The organism is Lysinibacillus sp. NPDC097195, from assembly GCF_044762075.1.
Lineage (GTDB): Bacteria > Bacillota > Bacilli > Bacillales_A > Planococcaceae > Lysinibacillus.
In genome coordinates this window covers 2,059,520-2,078,647 of sequence record NZ_JBIWDP010000001.1, presented here as the reverse complement: position 1 = coordinate 2,078,647, position 19,128 = coordinate 2,059,520, and the positions used below count along the sequence as shown (strand labels likewise).

The window sequence follows — 19,128 nt, the reverse complement described above, 5'->3', positions numbered from 1 at the left end:
GGAAGAAGTAAATATGGAACAAAAAGTACATCCAGATTTAATAGAAACATTTTCAGCCTTAGAAGAAATGACCCTAACAGTCGAGAACATAAAAGATATTCGAAGAAAAGGTAGAAAAAGTATAGTACCCTATCAAAATCAAAACCTAATTTTAGAAGAACGATGGATTAATGATAATGAAAAGTTAAGGATAAAAATTTATCGCCCAAAAAATCAAAAGGATACGTTGCCTGGTGTTTTATTTATACATGGAGGTGGGTATATATTTGGTTCAGTTGAAGGTAACGATGCAAAATGTGGGGATATTGTAGAGAAAGTAAATTGTGTTGTTATTTCAGTAGATTACAGGTTAGCTCCCGAACATCCATACCCTGCTGCGATTGAAGATTGCTATGTTGCATTGCAATGGTTTGTTGGAAATGCTCAACAATACAATGTTGATCCAGATAATATTGCAGTTTTAGGAGGTAGTACAGGTGGAGGATTAACAGCAGCGCTTTCTCTAATGGCAAGAGATCGAAAAGGACCTAAAATTAAATATCAAATGCCTTTATTTCCAATGATTGACGATAGTTGTCAAACAAAATCTTGTAATGAAATAATAGATAAACGTGTATGGTGCGGTGATTTTAATAGACTTGCTTGGAATCAATATTTGAGAAATAGTATTGAAGAAAAAACATCTATTTATGCTGCACCCGCTAGAGCAACAGATTATTCAAATTTGCCTCCTACATATACATCAGTTGGAGAACTTGATCCTTTTAGAGATGAAACAATACAATACGTTACAAATTTAATAAGCGCAGGTGTACCAGTAGAATTTCATCTTTACCCAGGATGTTTCCATGAGTTTGAATCAATTGTTCCAAATGCGTCTATAAGTAAATTAGCAACAGAAGAAACTTATCGTGCATTAAAAAATGCATTAAATAGTGAATGGTAATTTCCTTAATACGCGTTGATAATATTATTTAGGGTATTCGTAACAAGGGATGAAATACCCAATTTAATTATGGAGTAATACATAATTTCCTCAAAGTGGTTTGTGAAATATAATTTAAGGAAGAAGCGTTGCTGTCCTTATTAAACTAAAGGGGCCTTTACTTGAAGGTCATTTTGTTGCATAATGCAGATCCTTTTTTCTGTATTGTACTAGTTTGGTTGAAATAGAATAGATTGCAGTTATCGTAAAATAGTTTATTATAAAGAGACGATATGATTAAAGGATGTGCAAATGTATTGATTTTTGAAGATTTAGTTTACCCAGCATTTATACAACAGAATGATGGAGAAACATATGGTGTTTATTTTCCTACTCTTTTTCCTGAGAGCGGGTGGGATTTTCCTTTGTGCTGGGGAGAAACTAAACTTATTGCGATAAAAAATGCAGAAAAGGAGTTAGCTTACTCCTTGGCAGGAATCTTATATGATAATGAAGAACTTCCTAAACCAATCCCTATTCAAAGGAACAAACTTTCTCAAGGAATGGAATTGATCGATGTGAAGACGTCGTTTGAACCGTATGCCGAAGAAATACAGGAACATTTAAAACACAGACATTGGCATATTTACTATTACGCTGAAGAATATGAAGAGGAAATCGAGGCTATAGGTTATAAGAATGACCAGGGAAAGTGGGATATTCTATTTGGAGATTATTCAGAGGAGGAGGAAATTCTTTTTTTTGATTCCTCACACAGAAGAAATCCCAAGTGGCCGTTTAATATAATACTGTTTTCAGTACATACAAGGTCTGAAGCTCAAGAGAAATTTAATCAATTTGTTGAAAAAATAGTTATAAAACATCGTACTTCCAATGAGTGGTTAGAGAGGGAAAAACATCGACTGAAGTATGAAAAAGAAAATAATAAAATTATGTTCAAATCAATTAATAAATTAGTAAAAATGGGGCATATTTCTGCTATGGAAGCAGCAATATTAAAAAAAGAAGTAACAGACCCAGACTTCAGTTTATTTTAATTTACCTAGCCTTAAGCTTTATTGTTTTCCCCATTAGGAAACTAACTGGTGTTATTCATAAGTAAAAAGTAGTAATCACTATCTTGCTATTCAACAATCGGGCGCGTTTATTTTGGAACGCGTCTTTTTCTTATGAAGGGCCAGATCGTTGAGGAAACAGTTGAAACATATATAATTTATTTGAAAGGATGTACTAAGATGGATGAGAACTATTATCCTTCATTGGGACAATTTCTCTACAATCTGAGTTAATTAACAAAGCGCAAATTAGAGGAGGTTAAAATGGACAAGCAGGCTGTTTTATTTCATTCATTAGAAGGTGAAAAAATCTTCTTCAAAGAACTAAGGGTAGAGGGTGCTGAAGAGATACATCATTATGCGTCGGATCAAGAGGTTTCACGATTTATTGGCTGGAATTTGATGCGTACTTTGGAGGAAACTTCTCAGTTCGTTGAATTAATGTTAAAACGAGAGTCGGCAGGAACTCATTTATATGCCTCCATAGTTGAAAAATCAACTCAAGTGATTATTGGAACAGCTATAATTTTCAATTTTGACCAAGAAGCAAACCAAGCTGAAATTGGATATGTGTTGCATAAACAGCATTGGGGTAAGGGGTATGGCACAGAGATTGTTACATTGATGAGTGATTTTGCATTTTATTCACTTAATCTTCATAAGCTCCATGCTATAGTAGTGCATGCCAATATTGGCTCAGCACGAATACTTGAAAAGAATGGGTATAAGTTAGAAGGACGTTTAAAAGACCATTATTTTATAGAGGATAAGTATTATGATGCATTACTTTTCGGGAAAATTACTAATATGTAAACTTAATGTTCTTGTATAGATAAAATAAAGAGGTTTGTAGACAGTAAATTTAATCATATTTAGTCTCTTTATATTCCAAGATATTCACCCAATTGTAGATGACTATTACAAACAATTAGAAATTGAAGAAGAATAAAGGCTTTAACATTACTTAGACCTCTTAATATTGAGGTCTTTTATTTTGCCTTTCTTAATATCTCAACAGACGTAATTAATTTTTGTAACGCTGAAATAAGCATTTTCATTTCGTTTAGGAGGGGAAAATTAAACTTTATTGAATTATCTTATATAAAAAATAAAAATTAAAGGTGAAAAGGATGATGAAAGATAAGCGTCTCAAAAAGACAAAAAATAGAGTAGTACACGGCAAGACACCAGAAGATCGTTTTAAGGAAATCCAAGGCATGACAATAGAGGAATGGAACGAACAACAATTCGAAGCTAAAACAGGAATGACACCCGATGAATGGTACATGAATAAGGCAAAAACAACATCACCTTTTGATTTAATAAAAGAACGCTACAGTGTTGTTACTGATGATGATGTAAAGCTTATTAAGGATTTGCAAGTACTGGGATTAAAAGATGATGTTATATATGTGTTGCTTGATTACGTTGCGATTGTAAGTAAAAACGGGATAGTTCACCCGTTAGTAAAAGAAATGGGAGAGAATTGGTTTAATAAAAAAATATTTACAATAGAAAAAGCGATTTCTTACGCTCGTGACCTACAAAAAAAGTAGGTGTGATTACATTCAAAAAAAAAATTTGTTACACTCAAATGGAACTTATTTTTTAGTAAATTCCATTTGAGTGTAACAGTAGAATTTTAGTTAGTCATACTGTTTTAAAATATTATTTAACTTTTCCTTCATACATTGAGTTAATTCAGATGGGCTTTTAATAAAAGCTTCTTCACCAAAAGTAATCAAATAATGACAAAAAAAGTGAATATCGCTTTTTAAGATATTACCCTTCAAAATTCCAGTACCATCTTCTCTTTTAGACAACTCAATATTTGCCCATTTTTCGGCTTTATACATTTCCACTCCCTTGTTAGTTAGTTCCACATTTAATGGGAATGTATATTCTTCTTTAGTATTTATAAGGCTAAAACGGTTTTTTAAATAAATATTCGATAAATCTATAGGGCGATTATTTTCATCACGTTCTATGGATTGTATACGATCACATCTAAAGACGCGATAATCCTTATTTAAAAAACAATAAGATGGGCAATACCACTTTCCTCCATTTGCATAAATACCAATTGGTTGAATACTTCTATAAGTTAATTCTCCATTATTTTGATATTTTATTTTAAGCACTTTCTGTTCGATTGATGTCTCTAATAATTGCTTTAAAAACGGGACCTTATCCTGTTGGTCAACAGATACAAAATCAACTCGATTTATCATCTTATCAATGGCATCTCTTATATCTCCAGAAAGATTTAAATAAAATTTCTTTTTTATAGATTCATACTCAGTATCAAAAGGAAGGGAAATATAGTGTCTTAAAGCATGAATCGCAAAAAAAATAGAGATAGCTTCATCTTCACTAAAGGCAATTGGAGGAAGAATTCTTTCATTGAGAACTTGATAACCACCATGAGGGCCTGCTTCAGAATATAACGGGACACCCATCTCACTTAATTCTTGCAAATCTCTCAAAATGGTTCTTTTTGAAACATCAAATTCTTGCGCTAATTCCCCAACGGTAAATCTTTTCTTACGATTAACCATCATAATCATTTCATTTAATCTTTTAGCCTTTGACATGTACACCTCCAAAAAATAACAGTGACATAAGTTGTCACTATCATAATATATAATCACAAATAGATAAAGGATAAGGAAGGTGTGATGAGTCAAATTAGAATTTCCTAACAAATACTATGGAACTAATAGGGGAAATTAGTCATTACAGCTGTCTTAGAATGATCAATCGAATGGATTGGGGAGGAATTAAATATGTATGAAACGATTTTAGATTTTATTGAAGAATGGAATAGGGAAGCAATGCTAACTCAAAAAGTGTTGGATGGTTTAACGGATACGTCATTAAATCAAAAAGTTTATCCAGAAGGTCGTACTTTGGGCAGGATTGCATGGCATTTAACGACTAATATCCCGGAATATTTAGCAGATTTTGGGCTGAAGATAGATAGTTTTGAAAATAATGAGAGTGTTCCAACTTCGGTAAAAGAAATAGCTGAAACCTTCAAGAAAATAAGTTCTTATGCAGCGGAAGTTATTGAACAACAATGGACAGATGATTCTTTGAGACAAGTGCAAAATGCATTTGGAAGGGAAGAATCGAATGCTCGCATTTTAATGGGACTAATCAAGCACATTGTTCATCATCGTGGACAAGTTACTATTCTGATGCGCCAAGCAGGAATAAAACCTTTTGGGGTTTATGGACCGCCAAAAGAAGATTGGATTCATTTCGGGATGGAAAATCCACCGCTTTAATAATATTGCATTTCTTTAATAAGGTTATTTTCAACAATTGAGCGCGATTCTGTAACAAGGATTAGCGCTCGTTTTCATTAAAGGGCAAGAGTGTGGAATACGGAGCGCTGCTGATTCAACGATAGGAGGAGATTTATACAAAGGATTTTTTTGGTTTTAATGTTTAAAATTTTCATTTAGTTTTGTATGATTAAAAGAGGAATGATGGCACGAAGCAAATTAGCCAATATTTTATACCTCAGCAAGGAAAGCAGGACGGCTCGTTAAGACAGGATATTATCGCTAATTAATCGTTAGGCTGTTAATTGTATGTTTGGATAATCACTTTTAATTAAACAAATTAAAGGAGGTGGTAAAATGACGCAACTACAAGTATTTAAAACTGCTTTTATCGCATTATTAGTTATATTTGTGCTAAGTTTTACTTATATGTTCAGCCAAGTAGACGTTATTACAACTAAAGAAATCACAGAAGAGCAAATAGTAGAAGAAGACGGTCAACACTACATAGTCTTAGAAGTCGAAAGTAGAAAATTAAAAATCAGCGAAGAATTATTGCAAAGTCTTGAGTTAGATAAATATAAAGAATATAAAATTTCTTACTCTTACAACAAACTGTTTTCTAAAACAGGGAAAATTGACAGTGTAATTCCTTACGGTAAAACACCATAAAGTTGTTTCCTCGTTCAACAAACGGGCGCGATTCTATAACATGAATCAGCGCTCGTTGTCATTTTAAGCAGTAAAAACAATAAAAAACACGTATACTAGTAACAAAGGAGGGGCTTTTTATGAAAATCATTGTATTTGGCGCAACAGGTGGCGTAGGCCAATATGTGGTGAAGCAAGCATTAGAAAAGGGGTTCGAGGTAACTGCATTCGTACGTACTCCTTCAAAGATAGAATTTACACATGAGATGTTAAATATTGTTCAGGGAGATGCATTTAATAAGGAAGAAGTTACTGCAGCAATTGCAGGGCATGATGCAGTCGTATCATGTTTAGGCTCAAGTCAAGGTATGAAAAAATCCACGGAACTTGAAGAGATGACGAAAAATATTGTGGCTGGAATGCAAGCACATCATGTCAAAAGAATTGTCTACACAGCTTCTGCTGGCATTAACAAAGAAATACCTGGCATTAGCGGGAAAGTAATTATGAAAATGCTAAAAAATGCTTTGATGGATCATCGCAAAGCCGTTGATTGTATTGAAGCTCATGAATTAAATTTCACAATCGTTAGACCACTCGGATTAACGAATGATGCGTTAACAGGAAAGTACAGGGAATCAAAAACTGGCGTACCAGAAAAATCTAGAACCATTCCTCGTGCTGATGTTGCACACTTTATTATCAAAGCATTAAGCGATGAACAATACGAGAACTCATCTATCGGTATTGCCACATAAAGTGAAAGGTTCTCTATGTCCTTCAACCATGCTTTCGATACTTCTTTACAAAGTTTTTTAACTTAAAAAGAAATTACTGATTGATATGTTTTTATATAATAATACATTCTGTGCTCGTAGCAAATTACTACTTTATACATAGCAATTTTTTAAACTGTTACTTAAATTAAAGTTTGGAAAGAAACCGTAATACAAGAAATGATATTAAAACAACATTTCTTGTATTTTACTTTAAAGATTGTTTATACAGCTATTTGCACACTACTATTGAATATTTATTTTCAACTATCGAGCGCGATTCTTTAACAAAAATCGGCGCTCGATTTTTATTAAAGGACATTAATTCTAACAGTTCTTTATTTTAATCATATGTTGAGTTCTCTAGTTAACTACAGGTAGAAATATGTATGTAATATCTTTATGAAAAGTTTGAATATTTATTATTAAGATTGATAATTTGCTATATTAAAAAGGATATAAAAATTTTTAAAGAAATAGTGAAGCAATGTACATAGAATAACGTGGCCGTATTGTTCAAAAGAATCCTGAGTTTCATGGCTTTACAAAACTGTTTAGAATGTAAAACAAAATTTAAGTAAAAAATTATTCCAGTCTATTCAGTGAGTTCATGTGGTATTGCTATTTTTTGAAAATAATTCATGTTAGTAAAGGATTGGTACAAAAATGGAGGAAAAAAAGGTCACTTGGTTAGAATTATTTTATGATTTACTAATTGTAGCAGCGATTGCTACTGTAACGCATGTATTGCTTCATGTTGAAGAAGGGTACATCCATTCAGACTATCTATTAAAGTTTGTACTGATTTTTATCCCTATCTGGTGGGCTTGGGTAGGACAAACAATGTTTATTAATCGCTACGGGGAAGATTTATTTCATCACCGTATATTTTTAATTTTACAAATGTTTTTTGCACTAATCATGATTGCTAGTTTATCAGTAGATTTTGATTCGTATTATAGATCTTTTCTATTAGGTTATATTGGACTAAGGGCATTAGTTGCAATCCAATATCTTGTTGTACAACGGACAGAAGTGGGGACTCGAAAGAAAGCGGCACTCTTTTTTGGTAAGTACTTTTGGGTTGGCATTATTATTTCGTTGTGCTCCCTCTTTTTTGACTCATGGATTAGGTATCTTATATTGTATACGGGTATACTTGTGGATATTTTAATACCAATTATAGGGCGAAAGCGATTAGTAATGGTACCTACGAATACAGCTCATTTATTTGAGCGATTTGGTTTATTTACTATTATTCTGTTCGGTGAAACGCTAGTTAGTACACTTGCTGTAATCCAACCAAAACAAGGAGATTGGAATTCCATATTATTTACTATAGTATCATTTGTCTTAATTATATCAATGTGGTGGCAATACTTCGATAACTTGGAAAAGAAAGTGAATAAATCTATAAAAACGGCGGGTCAAATGATTATATATGGACATTTATTCATTTTAATGTCTTTAAGCATGATGGCAGCGTCGATAAGACTATTATTTATGCATGAGGTAAATTATTATTTTAGTTTATTTTTTGTTTTTGGAGCGGTATTAATCTATTTTTTATCAACCTCTTTTGTTTTTCATCAATACAGATATAAGAAACACCGTTTAAAAATATATCATTTAGGTTTATTTTTAGGGATTATAGTTGGATTTTTTATTCTGAATTTAATTATTACAGTACCTAATATGTTAATTATGGTAGAATTAGTTGTATTTTTTGTTATTTATGCTAAGTTAACGACCGTTTAACGAAATATGGGAGTAATTTTTTATTTTCATAAAGAGATTAGATTAATAGTTAATTAGGATGCTAAGAAAAACTTGAGGAGTGATATAAAATGGCAATAAAAGAGTATAAAGGTGAAGAAATTACAGTTTATTTCGATGGAGAAATTTGTGCACATGCTGCTGAATGTGTAAAAGGATTACCGGAAGTTTTTAATGTAAAAGCTAGACCATGGGTTTCTGTTGAGAAAGCAGACGCTAAAAAAATAGTAGAAGTAATAGATAGATGTCCAAGCCGTGCATTAACATATAAAATATAAGGTGGGAATAATGTTGCTGGAAATTAAACAAGGTAGTCAGTCATTTTATATAGGTGACGAGAAAAATAGCGAAGCGGAAGTCCATTTTGTTCGAGTAGGAGAAACGCGAATAATATTAGATCATACTCATGTAGCAGAACATTTAAGAGGTAAGAATGTAGGACAACAACTAGTAAAAGCTGCTGTTGAATATGCTCAAAAAGAAAAATTACAAGTCATACCACTTTGTCCTTTCGCTAAAGCTGAGTTTGAAAAGAACGCTGAATATCAAAAGTTATTAGGGTAACTTTAAAGTAGAGAAGTAATTTATATTACTTCTCTACTTTTTTTAATATTGCTTTTCTCCTTTAGTAGTTGGGTATAGTACCTTAATTCACCTGACCTATCTACGCAATAATTAAGGAGAAAAATTAATAAGAAGTAATACATTTAATTTATTGGGGTATTTCAAAATGTTCATCGTAAATGTTGAAGGTGCGGTAAGGAAAAATGATAAGTGGCTTATTATTGAAAGAAGCAAAAAAGAGGAACATGCTGGTGGTCTGCTTTCTCTAATTGGTGGTAAGGTAGAGCAAGAAGGTGATTCCTGGGACATTTTAGAGAGAACAGTGAAGCGAGAAATTTTTGAAGAAGTCGGAGTGCAAGTAAAAGACAGGCTAAATTATGTACAAAGCACATCGTTTGTAACAGACAAAGGTCAACAAGTAGTGGATATTGTCTTTCTTTGTGAATATGAATCAGGAGAAGCATTTTCCAAAAGTACTGATGAAGTAGAAAAGGTATTATGGTTAACTACAAGGGAAGTGTTAAGTCACCCGAATTCACCAATTTATTTAAAGAAAAGCATAACCCAAGCCGAGACTTTGATGAGAATCCAATCTTAAATAAATCCTTATTTAAAATAAGAATAGAGTTTCTAATCGAATAACAATTATCAACAATCTGGCGCGATTCTGTAATTAGAATCAGCGCTCATTTTTATGAAAGGGCTAGCTTGATGAGTAAAAAAATACTTAACAATGCTTTTCCAATGTATAAGTTCATGGGCAACTTGCTAAGGAGCTTCGTAGCTACCTTTAGAAAGTTCGTAATAGCCGGCTAGCTTATCCTTTGTAAGTGAAATCATGTCGCTCAATTCCTGTTGCTTAGCTTCCAAATCCAATAAATATTTCGAAAGTATTTCTGTCCGTTTATTTAATGTAGAAGTAAATTTAATAGGATCTTCCCCTAACTGTATTTTTTCCATTACACAACCTTCGCGTGTAAATTCTGTAATTTCCTCTAGTGATAAACCTATCTTCTTCAAATTATTTAAACACTGTATATATGAAACTTCGCTCTCGGTATATGCCCGTGCACCGCCTTTGTTGCGACTGGGTCCCTTCAGAACGCCGATTTTTTCGTAATAACGCAATGTATATGGTGTTAAACCTGTTCTTTCTGACACTTGGCTAATGGTAAGCATTAAATGCCCCCTCCTTTGTAAGACTGGAATGAGGTTATCGTACACCTTAGAGCTAGCTCTAAGTCAAGTTATACGTACTAGCACTCTTTTTAAATCTATCCTTGACTTCGAGTTGACTCTAATTTGTATACTGCATCCATAACAGTTTAGGAGGAATCGCCATAATAAAGGTATGAATCATTAAATTTACGAATTAATCAAGAAAGGATGAAATAACCGTGGAAATTACACCTGAAAATCTTACGTGGAAAGACAGCTACAAATTATATACAGGCTCTATTTTGCCTCGACCAATTGCTTTGGTATCTACTATCTCAAAAGGAGGTATTCCCAATCTTGCCCCTTTCAGTAATTTTTGCGGCGTGTGTCCTTGGCCATTTATGGTAGCTTTTGCTCCTATGATTCGACCCGAAGATGGTACGAAGAAAGATACTACTCGTAACATAGAAGAAACAGGGGAATTTGTCATCAATATTGTGACAGAGAATATTGTAACAAAAGTGAATGAAACATCCATAGAATTTTCACCAGACATAGATGAGTTTCAAGAGTCCGGCTTAACACCTATTCCCAGCTCGAAAGTGTTACCGTATCGAGTTAAAGAAAGCCCCATACAAATGGAATGTGTGTTGGAGAATATGCTAACGTTTGGGGAAGGACCAGGATCATCAAACCTCGTAATTGGTCGGGTAGTTAAAATACACATCGAAGATACACTCTACAAAGACGGAAAAATAGATGTTGCCAAACTTAAGCCGGTAGGTCGTCTCGCGGGGCCTCATTATGCGAGAATGTCGGACTTATTTACATTGAAAAGCCCCCAACGAAGCTGATAGTGGCGTAAGCTTAATGACTTTTGTTGGTTCAAGGGGATTTAGGCAATAAATATTAGGATTAAGGACCTATCGAAGACAAGCTGTTGATGGCGATTATTAATAACATTATTAAGCATTGGAAGGGGCGTTATATTCAACCATTGGGCGCGATTCTGTAATAAGGATCAGCGCTTTTTTTCAGTTAAAGGGCCATAGTATTGTAAGTAATTTACATCCCGCATACTATAAGGCCACATTAACATACCAGCGCACTTCCAAGATTACGTTCATGCATAGCAATTATCTCTTTAAAATTTTTCAGTTCATCAATAAAAAGGCCCTAATTTTTTAAGTTTAGTAGCTGTGTTCTATCAATTATTAAGGTTTTCCTAAAAGAGATTTTATGGCAACCAACCAATTTACTTTTTGAAACGGTGGAAAATTAAGACTTTACAAAGAATTCTTACTCCTGTATATTTATTTTTTATTAACGACATATTAACGACAAAGTTGCTATGTGTCTAAATCTATGAAAAGAGTGTGATTTAATGGAAAATGAACAGACTGTAAAGAAGAGGAGTTGGCTCAAAGTACCTCATACATATACCATTATTTTTGCTATTATTTTTTTAGCAGGTATTTTAAGTTATATTATTCCTGCAGGTGAGTTTGATCGTGTGGAAGATGAGGAAGGGCGAATGCTCGTTGTAGATGGAAGCTATCATCATATTGAAAGTGATCCAGTTTCGTTTTTCGAAATGTTTACAGCGATTCCAATGGGCCTTGAAAAAGGAGCTCAAATTATTTTCTACATTTTCTTAGTTAGTGGTGTATTTGGAATTATTCATAAAACAGGTGCGATAGAAGCTGGTGTCTATAAAGGCGTAAAAGCTTTAGAAGGCAGAGAAAAATTACTTATCCCTTTATCGATGATTTTATTCTCTGTTGGTGGTTTTACAATGGGGATGGCGGAAGAAACAATTATATTCGTACCTATTGGGGTGGCCATTGCACGCGCGATGGGCTTTGATGCTATAACAGGAACTGCCATGATCACACTTGGTGCTGCCAGTGGATTTTTCGGAGGAATGCTTAATCCCTTTACAGTAGGTGTAGCGCAATCATTAGCAGATGTCCCATTATTCTCAGGGATTGGCTTCCGAGCAGTAGTCTATGTTTTTGTATTAGGTTTTGCTATTTTCTATGTATCTCGTTATGCTTTTAAGGTGAAAAAGAACCCACAGGCAAGCGTTATTTATGATATTGAGCAAAAAGCTAAATCCAATGTAACAGCGATTGACATTCCTACATTAACTGGAAAGCATAAATTTGTATTTATTGTCATGGCTTGTGGGATTGGCTTTAATATTTATGGTGTCTTCAATTGGGGATGGTTCTTAACACAGCTAACTGCATCCTTTTTAATTATGGGGTTAGTTGCCGGATTAATTGGTGGTTTAAAACCCGCCACGATCTTTGATTCTTTTATTGATGGAGCTAAGGCTGTAACGTTTGGTGCTTTAATTGTAGGATTTGCCCGTGCCATAACAGTTGTTTTGGAACAGGGGAAAATTATTGATACGATTGTATATGCAGCATCCGAAACAATTGGACATTTACCACATGCTATTAGCGCAATCGGCATGTTAATTATCCAAGCAATTTTAAATTTATTTATTTCATCAGGCAGTGGACAGGCAGCAGCAACAATGCCAATAATGATTCCAATTACTGATTTATTAGGACTAGAACGACAGGTGGCTGTTTTAGCCTTTCAATATGGAGATTCCCTAACAAACTCTATTATTCCTACTTCATCTGCATTAATGGCGTACCTAGCAGTTGCAGGTATCCCATATGAAAAGTGGATTAAATTTATTTGGAAGATGATACTTGGGTGGGTAGTTATTGCTTGTCTTGCATTAATTGTTGCAGTTGCCATAGGGATTTCTTAAAACATGAAGTGATTTAACCAAAAAATATTTTAAGCAATTTTCAAGATCTGAGTCCACATTGTATTGGACTCAGGTCTTTTAGTTTGCTTTCATAGGTCTGTGATTAAAATTTTGAATACAATCATCCAATCTTTTTTTAACTTGCTCTATACCTAAGTTCAGCTGTATAAAGCCCAAAAAGCTTCCCACTTATGAGACTGTATAGAAAAGAAAGGATAAATGCATGGGAAGCAATACTGGCTTTTATGGTAGCATTCTAGTAAGAGGTGATGAATTTTGGATAAAATTAAACTTGGTGCTAATCAAGGATTTATTGAAATAAATTTAGACAAAATAACAGAATGGCAAACTCAAGGAACAGTATCCATTCAAAGTGGAAATTACTATGTAATGAATGCGGAAATTTGGATTACAATAGATGAAATTGTTTCATTATATCGACAACTTGAAGAAGCTTATCAAACATTAAAAGGTAATATTGCATTTTCTAATTTAGATGGAGCTTTGTATTTTACGCTTCAATTTAATCCATTTGGACAAATTAGTTTGCAAGGCAAATTTCAAGAATTCCCTAGTCAAGAAAATAAATTGGAATTTGAATTTATGATAGATCAAAGTCATTTACCTGCATCATTGTTAGGTATGAAAAAAGTTGTTGAACCATACATTTAGCTGAAATATTAAGAGTAATATTTATACAAAGCCATTAATAATATCGTTCCCAAATCAAAGTTTGGAGAGAGACCCAAACCCAAGAAATGCAGTTAAACAAACATTTCTTGGGTTTTCTTTAACTATGGTTTATACAGCTTTTATACAAATAGTTAAAAAGGGTTCCGATAGTACTGTGCAAGATGATGTACTGAACGATTACCATCCTTTTTTCAGGAAGTCTTTTTTAAAATTAGTAAATAGATGTAAGAGAAAATGCTTCTTATCTATTTAAAGAAATCGCTAACTTCCCAAAAAGTCAGTTGCATATATAACGCTGATATCTTTATAATTAATGATGGAATATTTGTTTATATTTGGAACCTATATTTATTTTGGACGTTTTATAGAAAAGGAACAAGGGGGGGATAATTGCAAAGTAATGCCTACATGCTGAAAAAATAAAATGGACAAAGTAGAGCTGAGTTACTACTAGTGCATCCTATGGGAGGGCAATAGCATCTAATACAGATGTATGACATTTATGAAAAGAATAAAAGAAACTTTAGCAAAGATTAATAGAATTGATATGTTCTCACCATATTTCTTTTTACCTTTTATATTAGTACTTTATTTTTTTACTAGTTTATTTGATTTTCACCGGTATGAACAATTTAAAATAACGGAGTCGATTTGGCCGGCTGTTTTTTTAGCTCTTTTTTGTTATTACATAGGTGTGTACATCATTGATAAAATGAAATGGACAATCCCATCATTTGGACTATCGTTCTTAGGGAAATATGTGATTCACTTTATTGTACTATTAACATTACTTGGATTATCTTGCTATTTAATGATGATATTTGGCGGAGGCTTAGGTATTTCTGATGAATCGAATCGTCGAAATCTTGATCCTAAGTTAAATTTCTTTAGCCAATTATTATGGTTCGGAGTTTTGTTATTACTTTCTTATAAAATGATTTTGGAAGAGAAAATGACGTGGAAAAAAGCATTCGTCTATGGTTCGATTTTCGCTACTGTAATGTTCTTATTTTTATTAATGGGCTATCGTACGCCACTAATCATTATGCTATTTACAGGCATTATTATTTTCCACTATGTTGTAAAACGTGTAAAACTGACTTGGTTCCTTACGGCATTATTCGTCATTGCTGTAGCATTCTCGATGTTTGGCTTTATACGAGTACTAACAGAAGATACAACGATTGATTTCAATAAACGGGATCAGCCAGATGTAGAATTGACAGCTGAAGAAAGAGAAAAACTCGTGACTGCAGAATATAAGGTAAACCAAACACCATTGTGGATGCGTCGATTAAATGAGGAAAGTGTAACAGGTCATATAGTGTTAAGTACTATCATAGAGTACACTCAGCAAGAAGGTTATCTAAATGGAGAAATTCACCGTGGTATCTTCAATACGATTTTACCAGGTGAGCAGATCTCGCCTCGTATGCAAGTTACAAAGGTTGTTAACTCGATAGGTGTGGAGAAAGGTAAGTATATTACACGTGAATCAAGAACTACAACGCCCACATTTATTGGTCAACTATTCCTTGATGGGGGCTATTTATTAGTAGCGATTGGCTTCTTATTGTATGGTGTATTGATTTCACTAATTTATAATAAGGTAAAACAATCTGGTATTCGCAGTTTCCACGCGGTTGCTTATGCATTTGTTATTACCGTGTTTAGTGTCACAATGCATACAGGTTTACTTGATTTGATCTTTATATTAATGTTAGGTTTTGTCATTATAGCGTCATCAGTTATTAAAAATGATAAGAAAAGACTTCAATACTAAGTGTGATTGGGCCGTCCTATTAATAGGATGGTCTTTTTTACATATATTCCTTACTGAATTTTCTGTACATGGATAGGGGGTTGTGATATTTAAAAGAAGGTTAACAGAACAAATAAAAACGGTCTCTCACAGATTTGTCTGTGGAAGACCGTCTTTATATTTATTTAGCTTATGCAGCTTTACGTAATGATTTCATAATGAAGCTTACAATGAACACTAGTATAATTGCTCCAAGGAGCGCAGGGAAGATAAAGAAATCAGAAATTTTAGGACCCCAGCTTCCAAGAAGCATTCCACCAATCCATGCACCGATAATACCTGCGATAATATTGCCGATAATTCCACCTGGGATATCTTTACCTAAAATTAGGCCTGCAAGCCAACCGATAATCCCACCAATTATTAAAAACCAAATGAAACTCATACTGTCCAACTCCTATTTTGTATTTTAAATATTTTGCTATAGTGGTTTATAACCTTTATTAAAACTTTTTAAACTATAAAGTGAAAAAAATATAATTTGTGAAAGTATGATGGCGGAAATTGTTATATATCTATTGCGTTTTTGTAGTGTTTTTTAATCAAAAAACAAAGGTAGCATTTAGGATTTAATGTAATGTTACTTTCTAATGATATGACCTCTTGAAATATAGGTTATTCGCAAATAAATACAGTAAATTAGAGGAAGTTATCAAAAATAATGAAAATATCGAGATTATAGTTTTGTATTTTTATAAGTATTAAAATAAAAAGATTAGTTTTCTTGTTATTTTTTAGGTCTTTAACATTAGTTCTTTGTCAAATACTTTTAATATATACAAGAAACTTGTAAAATGAAATGATATTTGTGTTTTAATAGATAAGAGAAGAACAGTCTTTATACTTCATGAATAAAATAGTCAAAATACATAATAGGAGTAAGAATAGATAATGAAAACACGACAGTTAAGGCTAAAGCATTTGATAATGGGTTTAGCAATGGCGGCATTTTTCCTGACAAGCATCGGTAGTATATGGAGTGGCTATCGTATGAATGTTGATTCGATAAAGGAAAATTCGCTTGAAACGAATCGCGTGTATGCACAAAAGTTGGCAACTACTGCAAGTGCATACTTGGAAGAAGCCTTTCAAATTTTAGGTTATAGTGCGGGGCATGTAGAATCTATCATGAACAATGAAGCTGCATTAGATTTAGAAACTGATCGCTTAAAGATGCAAAATAATATGTTTAACTCCGTTATCGTGACGAATGCAGATGGTCTTGTGTTGTCTGTTTCACCACCTTCTGTTGACGTCAAAGGGAAGTATTTAACTTCATCAGGGGCTCAAGAAGCATTAGCGAAAAAGACGCCCCTCGTATCTAAACCATATGAAGGTATTACAGGCAGACTAATTATTTTTATTTCTTATCCTATATTTTCAGCGAAAAACGAATATTTAGGAATGGTTGCAGGTACTATTTATTTAAAGGAAAAAAATGTTTTTAATTTACTGCTAGGAGAACATTTTTATCATGATGGCTCCTATGTTTTTGTTGTCGATGAAGATGGACGCATTATTTATCACCAAGACACAAGTCGCATTAATGATGTCGTGATAAAAAATAAGGCTGTCCAAGATGTCGTTGCTGGAAAAAATGGCGCAAAATTAGTAACGAATACAATGGGTGTCGAAATGTTGGCAGGATATAGTGCAGTGCCACTAGCTGGTTGGGGAGTCGTGTCGCAACGACCGTTAGCAGTAGCACTTGAGCCTTCATTTGATCGAGTCAAAGATGTAGCAATTAAGGCTCTCCCAATCATGCTAATGTCTATTATTATTTTACTGTGGACTGCCGCAAGAATTGCCCGTCCATTGCAGCAGTTAGCAACCTTAACAGAAGAAAGTTTAGATTCGAGAAATGTCGAAGGCTTAAAATCTGTCCGCAGTTGGTATTTTGAAGCATATTATTTAAAGAGTGCGCTTATTCGTAGCTTGTCTTTTTTACAAGGGCAAGTAACTTATTTTAAAGATCAATCGACAACGGATCCATTAACGGGTGTGACGAATCGCCGAACAATGGATGCCATGCTTGCGGAATGGCACAAAAATGACTTGATGCACTCGATTATTTTACTGGATTTGGACCATTTTAAAAGTGTCAATGATACGTATGGTCATGCAGTAGGCGATAAAGTGCTACAATTTTTAGGCCAAAATATGAAAGCAGTAGCACGTGAAAACGATATTTGTTGTCGCTATGGTGGTGAGGAATTTATTATTCTATTGCCAAATACAACAACTGAAGAAGCTATGGTAATAGCAGAAGATTTAAGACAACGCTTAGCAAACACAAATAGTCCATGTGGCCGTCCAGTCACGTTATCTGCTGGAATTGCGCAATATCCATTAATGGCAAAAACGACAGAAGCATTGATTGAAGCGGCAGATAGTGCGCTATATCTTGCGAAGCAAGAAGGTCGTAACCAAGTAAAAATCGCTGGAGAAAATAATAGAGTCCATATGTGAGAAAAGCGATGAGACAAAAAACGTCTCATCGCATAAAAAAATTAATAGCCCATACCCATATGATGGTGTTGACCCATATGGTGCTGTGGCATATGGCAGTGATTATGTGGCATACCACAAAGTGTATGATTTTCACAGCATTCATTTACTACATTCTCAGTGCATGGGAAGTAGTATTGATGATCGATAATATGTTTGTTAACTGTTGTAATGTGTGCCGGCTGAACGTGTGGTACAACTGTATGGATATAATTTGTCCGTACATATTGCTCTGGTGGTAAAAATTGTGGTGGGTCAAATTGTGTTGGCATTGTTTGCGGTGGGCAGCATTGTGGTCCCGGTCCTCTTCCATGGTAACGCTTGCGTTTAAACATGTTATTCCCTCCTGTTTTGATAAGTTGTGGTTCATAATTAACATATGAGATGTAAGACTAATTGGTCTATTTGTATGCCTACTAAGGACTAGTTAAATCTCTTAAACACCCCGAAGGTGAAGCGATGCAAGCGTGTAATCAGCGATTTATTGATGTATGGGGAAATCTACAGTAATGAAAAGGCTAGTTCTCGCCGATAAATGGTCAGAACTAGCCTTGCTTATTATTTACGATACCAATTTTTGTAAAATTTAAGCTGTAAGGCTTTCCCGAAAGCAATGCCAAACTGAATAAAACCTCTTCCTCTAGCGGTTATTATATTACCATCTTGAACGACTACATCATCCTTATAATAATTAAGGTCAAAAACATCTAATTGCTTCATGCCTTCAAGTGACAATCCAACTGTATAGTTTTTATTCTTTAATACGCCAGCCTTTGCTAAAAGATAGGGTGCGCTAGAAATGCTAGCAATCACTGCGTCTTTTGAATGTACTTTTTTAATTAAATCGAAAAGCGCTTGCTCATCAACTAAAGTCATAATATCCATACAACCAGGTAACAAAAGACTATCAATGTCTTCACTATCAATGTCACTTAGGTGTCTATCTGCTATACAAGTTAATCCGGACTCGCCCATAATCTTATGATGTTGTAAACCAACTGTCACAACGGGTTTTTTACCTTGCATTAATATCGACATTGCTACACTTAATTCATACTCGCTAAATTGCGGATATAATAATACGGCTGTTTTTTTCAT

General features: G+C 33.9%; 21 protein-coding genes. 16 read left to right on the top strand and 5 right to left on the bottom strand.

Annotation, left to right across the window (positions count from 1 at the left end):
- Positions 1-13: 13 nt before the first annotated feature.
- The 4 genes from ACIQXI_RS10820 to ACIQXI_RS10805 all read left to right on the top strand — a co-directional run bounded on the left by ACIQXI_RS10820 (position 14) and on the right by ACIQXI_RS10805 (position 3,557).
- Positions 14-946, top strand: a complete 933-nt coding sequence (locus tag ACIQXI_RS10820) for an alpha/beta hydrolase (protein ID WP_402924440.1) — start codon at positions 14-16, stop codon at positions 944-946.
- A 296-nt stretch (positions 947-1,242) separates the two neighbouring features.
- A complete protein-coding gene (locus ACIQXI_RS10815) occupies positions 1,243-1,983 on the top strand; it encodes a type II toxin-antitoxin system HicB family antitoxin (RefSeq protein ID WP_402924438.1) in 741 nt (246 codons plus the stop codon).
- A gap of 282 nt (positions 1,984-2,265) precedes the next feature.
- Positions 2,266-2,814, top strand: coding sequence for a GNAT family N-acetyltransferase (locus tag ACIQXI_RS10810; protein WP_402924435.1), 549 nt, complete (start codon positions 2,266-2,268; stop codon positions 2,812-2,814).
- Between the two features lie 320 nt (positions 2,815-3,134).
- Positions 3,135-3,557 carry a DnaD domain protein gene (locus ACIQXI_RS10805; protein WP_402924433.1) on the top strand — a complete coding sequence of 141 codons (423 nt, stop codon included), beginning with the start codon at positions 3,135-3,137 and terminating at the stop codon, positions 3,555-3,557.
- A 90-nt stretch (positions 3,558-3,647) separates the two neighbouring features.
- Here the strand turns inward: ACIQXI_RS10805 and ACIQXI_RS10800 are convergent, their stop codons facing one another.
- The gene (locus ACIQXI_RS10800; protein WP_402924430.1) at positions 3,648-4,595 is read right to left on the bottom strand and encodes a helix-turn-helix transcriptional regulator; all 948 of its coding nucleotides are present in this window, start codon (positions 4,593-4,595) and stop codon (positions 3,648-3,650) included.
- Between the two features lie 192 nt (positions 4,596-4,787).
- Here ACIQXI_RS10800 and ACIQXI_RS10795 point away from each other — a divergent pair, with 192 nt between their 5' ends.
- The 7 genes from ACIQXI_RS10795 (at position 4,788) to ACIQXI_RS10765 (ending at position 9,656) form a co-directional block, all read left to right on the top strand.
- Positions 4,788-5,291, top strand: a complete 504-nt coding sequence (locus ACIQXI_RS10795) for a DinB family protein (protein WP_402924428.1) — start codon at positions 4,788-4,790, stop codon at positions 5,289-5,291.
- A gap of 357 nt (positions 5,292-5,648) precedes the next feature.
- Entirely contained in the window at positions 5,649-5,963 is a 315-nt protein-coding gene (locus ACIQXI_RS10790; RefSeq protein WP_402924427.1) for a hypothetical protein, read from the top strand.
- A 119-nt stretch (positions 5,964-6,082) separates the two neighbouring features.
- Positions 6,083-6,700: an NAD(P)-dependent oxidoreductase gene (locus ACIQXI_RS10785; protein ID WP_402924425.1), complete on the top strand. Its 618-nt coding sequence runs from the start codon at positions 6,083-6,085 to the stop codon at positions 6,698-6,700.
- A gap of 684 nt (positions 6,701-7,384) precedes the next feature.
- The gene (locus ACIQXI_RS10780; protein WP_402924424.1) at positions 7,385-8,476 is read left to right on the top strand and encodes a low temperature requirement protein A; all 1,092 of its coding nucleotides are present in this window, start codon (positions 7,385-7,387) and stop codon (positions 8,474-8,476) included.
- 89 nt (positions 8,477-8,565) lie between these two features.
- Positions 8,566-8,772, top strand: coding sequence for a (4Fe-4S)-binding protein (locus ACIQXI_RS10775; RefSeq protein WP_402924422.1), 207 nt, complete (start codon positions 8,566-8,568; stop codon positions 8,770-8,772).
- A gap of 13 nt (positions 8,773-8,785) precedes the next feature.
- Complete coding sequence (locus ACIQXI_RS10770; protein WP_402924420.1) at positions 8,786-9,058, top strand: GNAT family N-acetyltransferase; 273 nt, start codon at positions 8,786-8,788, stop codon at positions 9,056-9,058.
- A 166-nt stretch (positions 9,059-9,224) separates the two neighbouring features.
- The gene (locus tag ACIQXI_RS10765; protein WP_402924418.1) at positions 9,225-9,656 is read left to right on the top strand and encodes an NUDIX hydrolase; all 432 of its coding nucleotides are present in this window, start codon (positions 9,225-9,227) and stop codon (positions 9,654-9,656) included.
- A 170-nt stretch (positions 9,657-9,826) separates the two neighbouring features.
- On the opposite strand, the gene ACIQXI_RS10760 is transcribed toward ACIQXI_RS10765, so the two are convergent.
- Entirely contained in the window at positions 9,827-10,237 is a 411-nt protein-coding gene (locus ACIQXI_RS10760; RefSeq protein ID WP_402924416.1) for a MerR family transcriptional regulator, read from the bottom strand.
- Between the two features lie 218 nt (positions 10,238-10,455).
- Between ACIQXI_RS10760 and ACIQXI_RS10755 the strand changes: the two genes are divergently transcribed.
- From ACIQXI_RS10755 to ACIQXI_RS10740, 4 genes are all read left to right on the top strand, one after another.
- On the top strand, positions 10,456-11,070 hold the full coding sequence (locus tag ACIQXI_RS10755; protein WP_402924413.1) for a flavin reductase family protein: 615 nt from the start codon (positions 10,456-10,458) through the stop codon (positions 11,068-11,070).
- Positions 11,071-11,600: 530 nt separating this feature from the next.
- Complete coding sequence (locus ACIQXI_RS10750) at positions 11,601-13,007, top strand: YfcC family protein (RefSeq protein WP_402924410.1); 1,407 nt, start codon at positions 11,601-11,603, stop codon at positions 13,005-13,007.
- Positions 13,008-13,283: 276 nt separating this feature from the next.
- Positions 13,284-13,679 carry a WapI family immunity protein gene (locus ACIQXI_RS10745; RefSeq protein WP_402924407.1) on the top strand — a complete coding sequence of 132 codons (396 nt, stop codon included), beginning with the start codon at positions 13,284-13,286 and terminating at the stop codon, positions 13,677-13,679.
- 523 nt (positions 13,680-14,202) lie between these two features.
- The gene (locus tag ACIQXI_RS10740; RefSeq protein WP_402924404.1) at positions 14,203-15,483 is read left to right on the top strand and encodes an oligosaccharide repeat unit polymerase; all 1,281 of its coding nucleotides are present in this window, start codon (positions 14,203-14,205) and stop codon (positions 15,481-15,483) included.
- Between the two features lie 169 nt (positions 15,484-15,652).
- Here ACIQXI_RS10740 and ACIQXI_RS10735 read toward each other — a convergent pair whose 3' ends face one another.
- Positions 15,653-15,907, bottom strand: coding sequence for a GlsB/YeaQ/YmgE family stress response membrane protein (locus tag ACIQXI_RS10735; protein ID WP_402924403.1), 255 nt, complete (start codon positions 15,905-15,907; stop codon positions 15,653-15,655).
- 506 nt (positions 15,908-16,413) lie between these two features.
- Here ACIQXI_RS10735 and ACIQXI_RS10730 point away from each other — a divergent pair.
- Positions 16,414-17,991, top strand: coding sequence for a sensor domain-containing diguanylate cyclase (locus ACIQXI_RS10730; protein ID WP_402924402.1), 1,578 nt, complete (start codon positions 16,414-16,416; stop codon positions 17,989-17,991).
- A 41-nt stretch (positions 17,992-18,032) separates the two neighbouring features.
- Here the strand turns inward: ACIQXI_RS10730 and ACIQXI_RS10725 are convergent, their stop codons facing one another.
- Both ACIQXI_RS10725 and ACIQXI_RS10720 read right to left on the bottom strand, forming a co-directional pair.
- The gene (locus tag ACIQXI_RS10725) at positions 18,033-18,365 is read right to left on the bottom strand and encodes a CotD family spore coat protein (RefSeq protein WP_402924399.1); all 333 of its coding nucleotides are present in this window, start codon (positions 18,363-18,365) and stop codon (positions 18,033-18,035) included.
- A 223-nt stretch (positions 18,366-18,588) separates the two neighbouring features.
- Positions 18,589-19,128, bottom strand: a complete 540-nt coding sequence (locus ACIQXI_RS10720; protein WP_402924397.1) for a DJ-1/PfpI family protein — start codon at positions 19,126-19,128, stop codon at positions 18,589-18,591.

What these genes read in the sequence shown, in the direction of transcription:
- ACIQXI_RS10750 (WP_402924410.1), top strand. Translation starts at nt 11,601, where the DNA reads ATGGAAAATGAACAGACTGTAAAGAAGAGGAGTTGGCTCAAAGTACCT.
- ACIQXI_RS10760 (WP_402924416.1), bottom strand. Translation starts at nt 10,237, where the DNA reads ATGCTTACCATTAGCCAAGTGTCAGAAAGAACAGGTTTAACACCATAT.
- ACIQXI_RS10775 (WP_402924422.1), top strand. Translation starts at nt 8,566, where the DNA reads ATGGCAATAAAAGAGTATAAAGGTGAAGAAATTACAGTTTATTTCGAT.
- ACIQXI_RS10790 (WP_402924427.1), top strand. Translation starts at nt 5,649, where the DNA reads ATGACGCAACTACAAGTATTTAAAACTGCTTTTATCGCATTATTAGTT.
- ACIQXI_RS10735 (WP_402924403.1), bottom strand. Translation starts at nt 15,907, where the DNA reads ATGAGTTTCATTTGGTTTTTAATAATTGGTGGGATTATCGGTTGGCTT.
- ACIQXI_RS10765 (WP_402924418.1), top strand. Translation starts at nt 9,225, where the DNA reads ATGTTCATCGTAAATGTTGAAGGTGCGGTAAGGAAAAATGATAAGTGG.
- ACIQXI_RS10725 (WP_402924399.1), bottom strand. Translation starts at nt 18,365, where the DNA reads ATGTTTAAACGCAAGCGTTACCATGGAAGAGGACCGGGACCACAATGC.
- ACIQXI_RS10785 (WP_402924425.1), top strand. Translation starts at nt 6,083, where the DNA reads ATGAAAATCATTGTATTTGGCGCAACAGGTGGCGTAGGCCAATATGTG.
- ACIQXI_RS10780 (WP_402924424.1), top strand. Translation starts at nt 7,385, where the DNA reads ATGGAGGAAAAAAAGGTCACTTGGTTAGAATTATTTTATGATTTACTA.
- ACIQXI_RS10820 (WP_402924440.1), top strand. Translation starts at nt 14, where the DNA reads ATGGAACAAAAAGTACATCCAGATTTAATAGAAACATTTTCAGCCTTA.
- ACIQXI_RS10800 (WP_402924430.1), bottom strand. Translation starts at nt 4,595, where the DNA reads ATGTCAAAGGCTAAAAGATTAAATGAAATGATTATGATGGTTAATCGT.
- ACIQXI_RS10740 (WP_402924404.1), top strand. Translation starts at nt 14,203, where the DNA reads ATGAAAAGAATAAAAGAAACTTTAGCAAAGATTAATAGAATTGATATG.
- ACIQXI_RS10730 (WP_402924402.1), top strand. Translation starts at nt 16,414, where the DNA reads ATGAAAACACGACAGTTAAGGCTAAAGCATTTGATAATGGGTTTAGCA.
- ACIQXI_RS10795 (WP_402924428.1), top strand. Translation starts at nt 4,788, where the DNA reads ATGTATGAAACGATTTTAGATTTTATTGAAGAATGGAATAGGGAAGCA.
- ACIQXI_RS10810 (WP_402924435.1), top strand. Translation starts at nt 2,266, where the DNA reads ATGGACAAGCAGGCTGTTTTATTTCATTCATTAGAAGGTGAAAAAATC.
- ACIQXI_RS10805 (WP_402924433.1), top strand. Translation starts at nt 3,135, where the DNA reads ATGAAAGATAAGCGTCTCAAAAAGACAAAAAATAGAGTAGTACACGGC.
- ACIQXI_RS10720 (WP_402924397.1), bottom strand. Translation starts at nt 19,128, where the DNA reads ATGAAAAAAACAGCCGTATTATTATATCCGCAATTTAGCGAGTATGAA.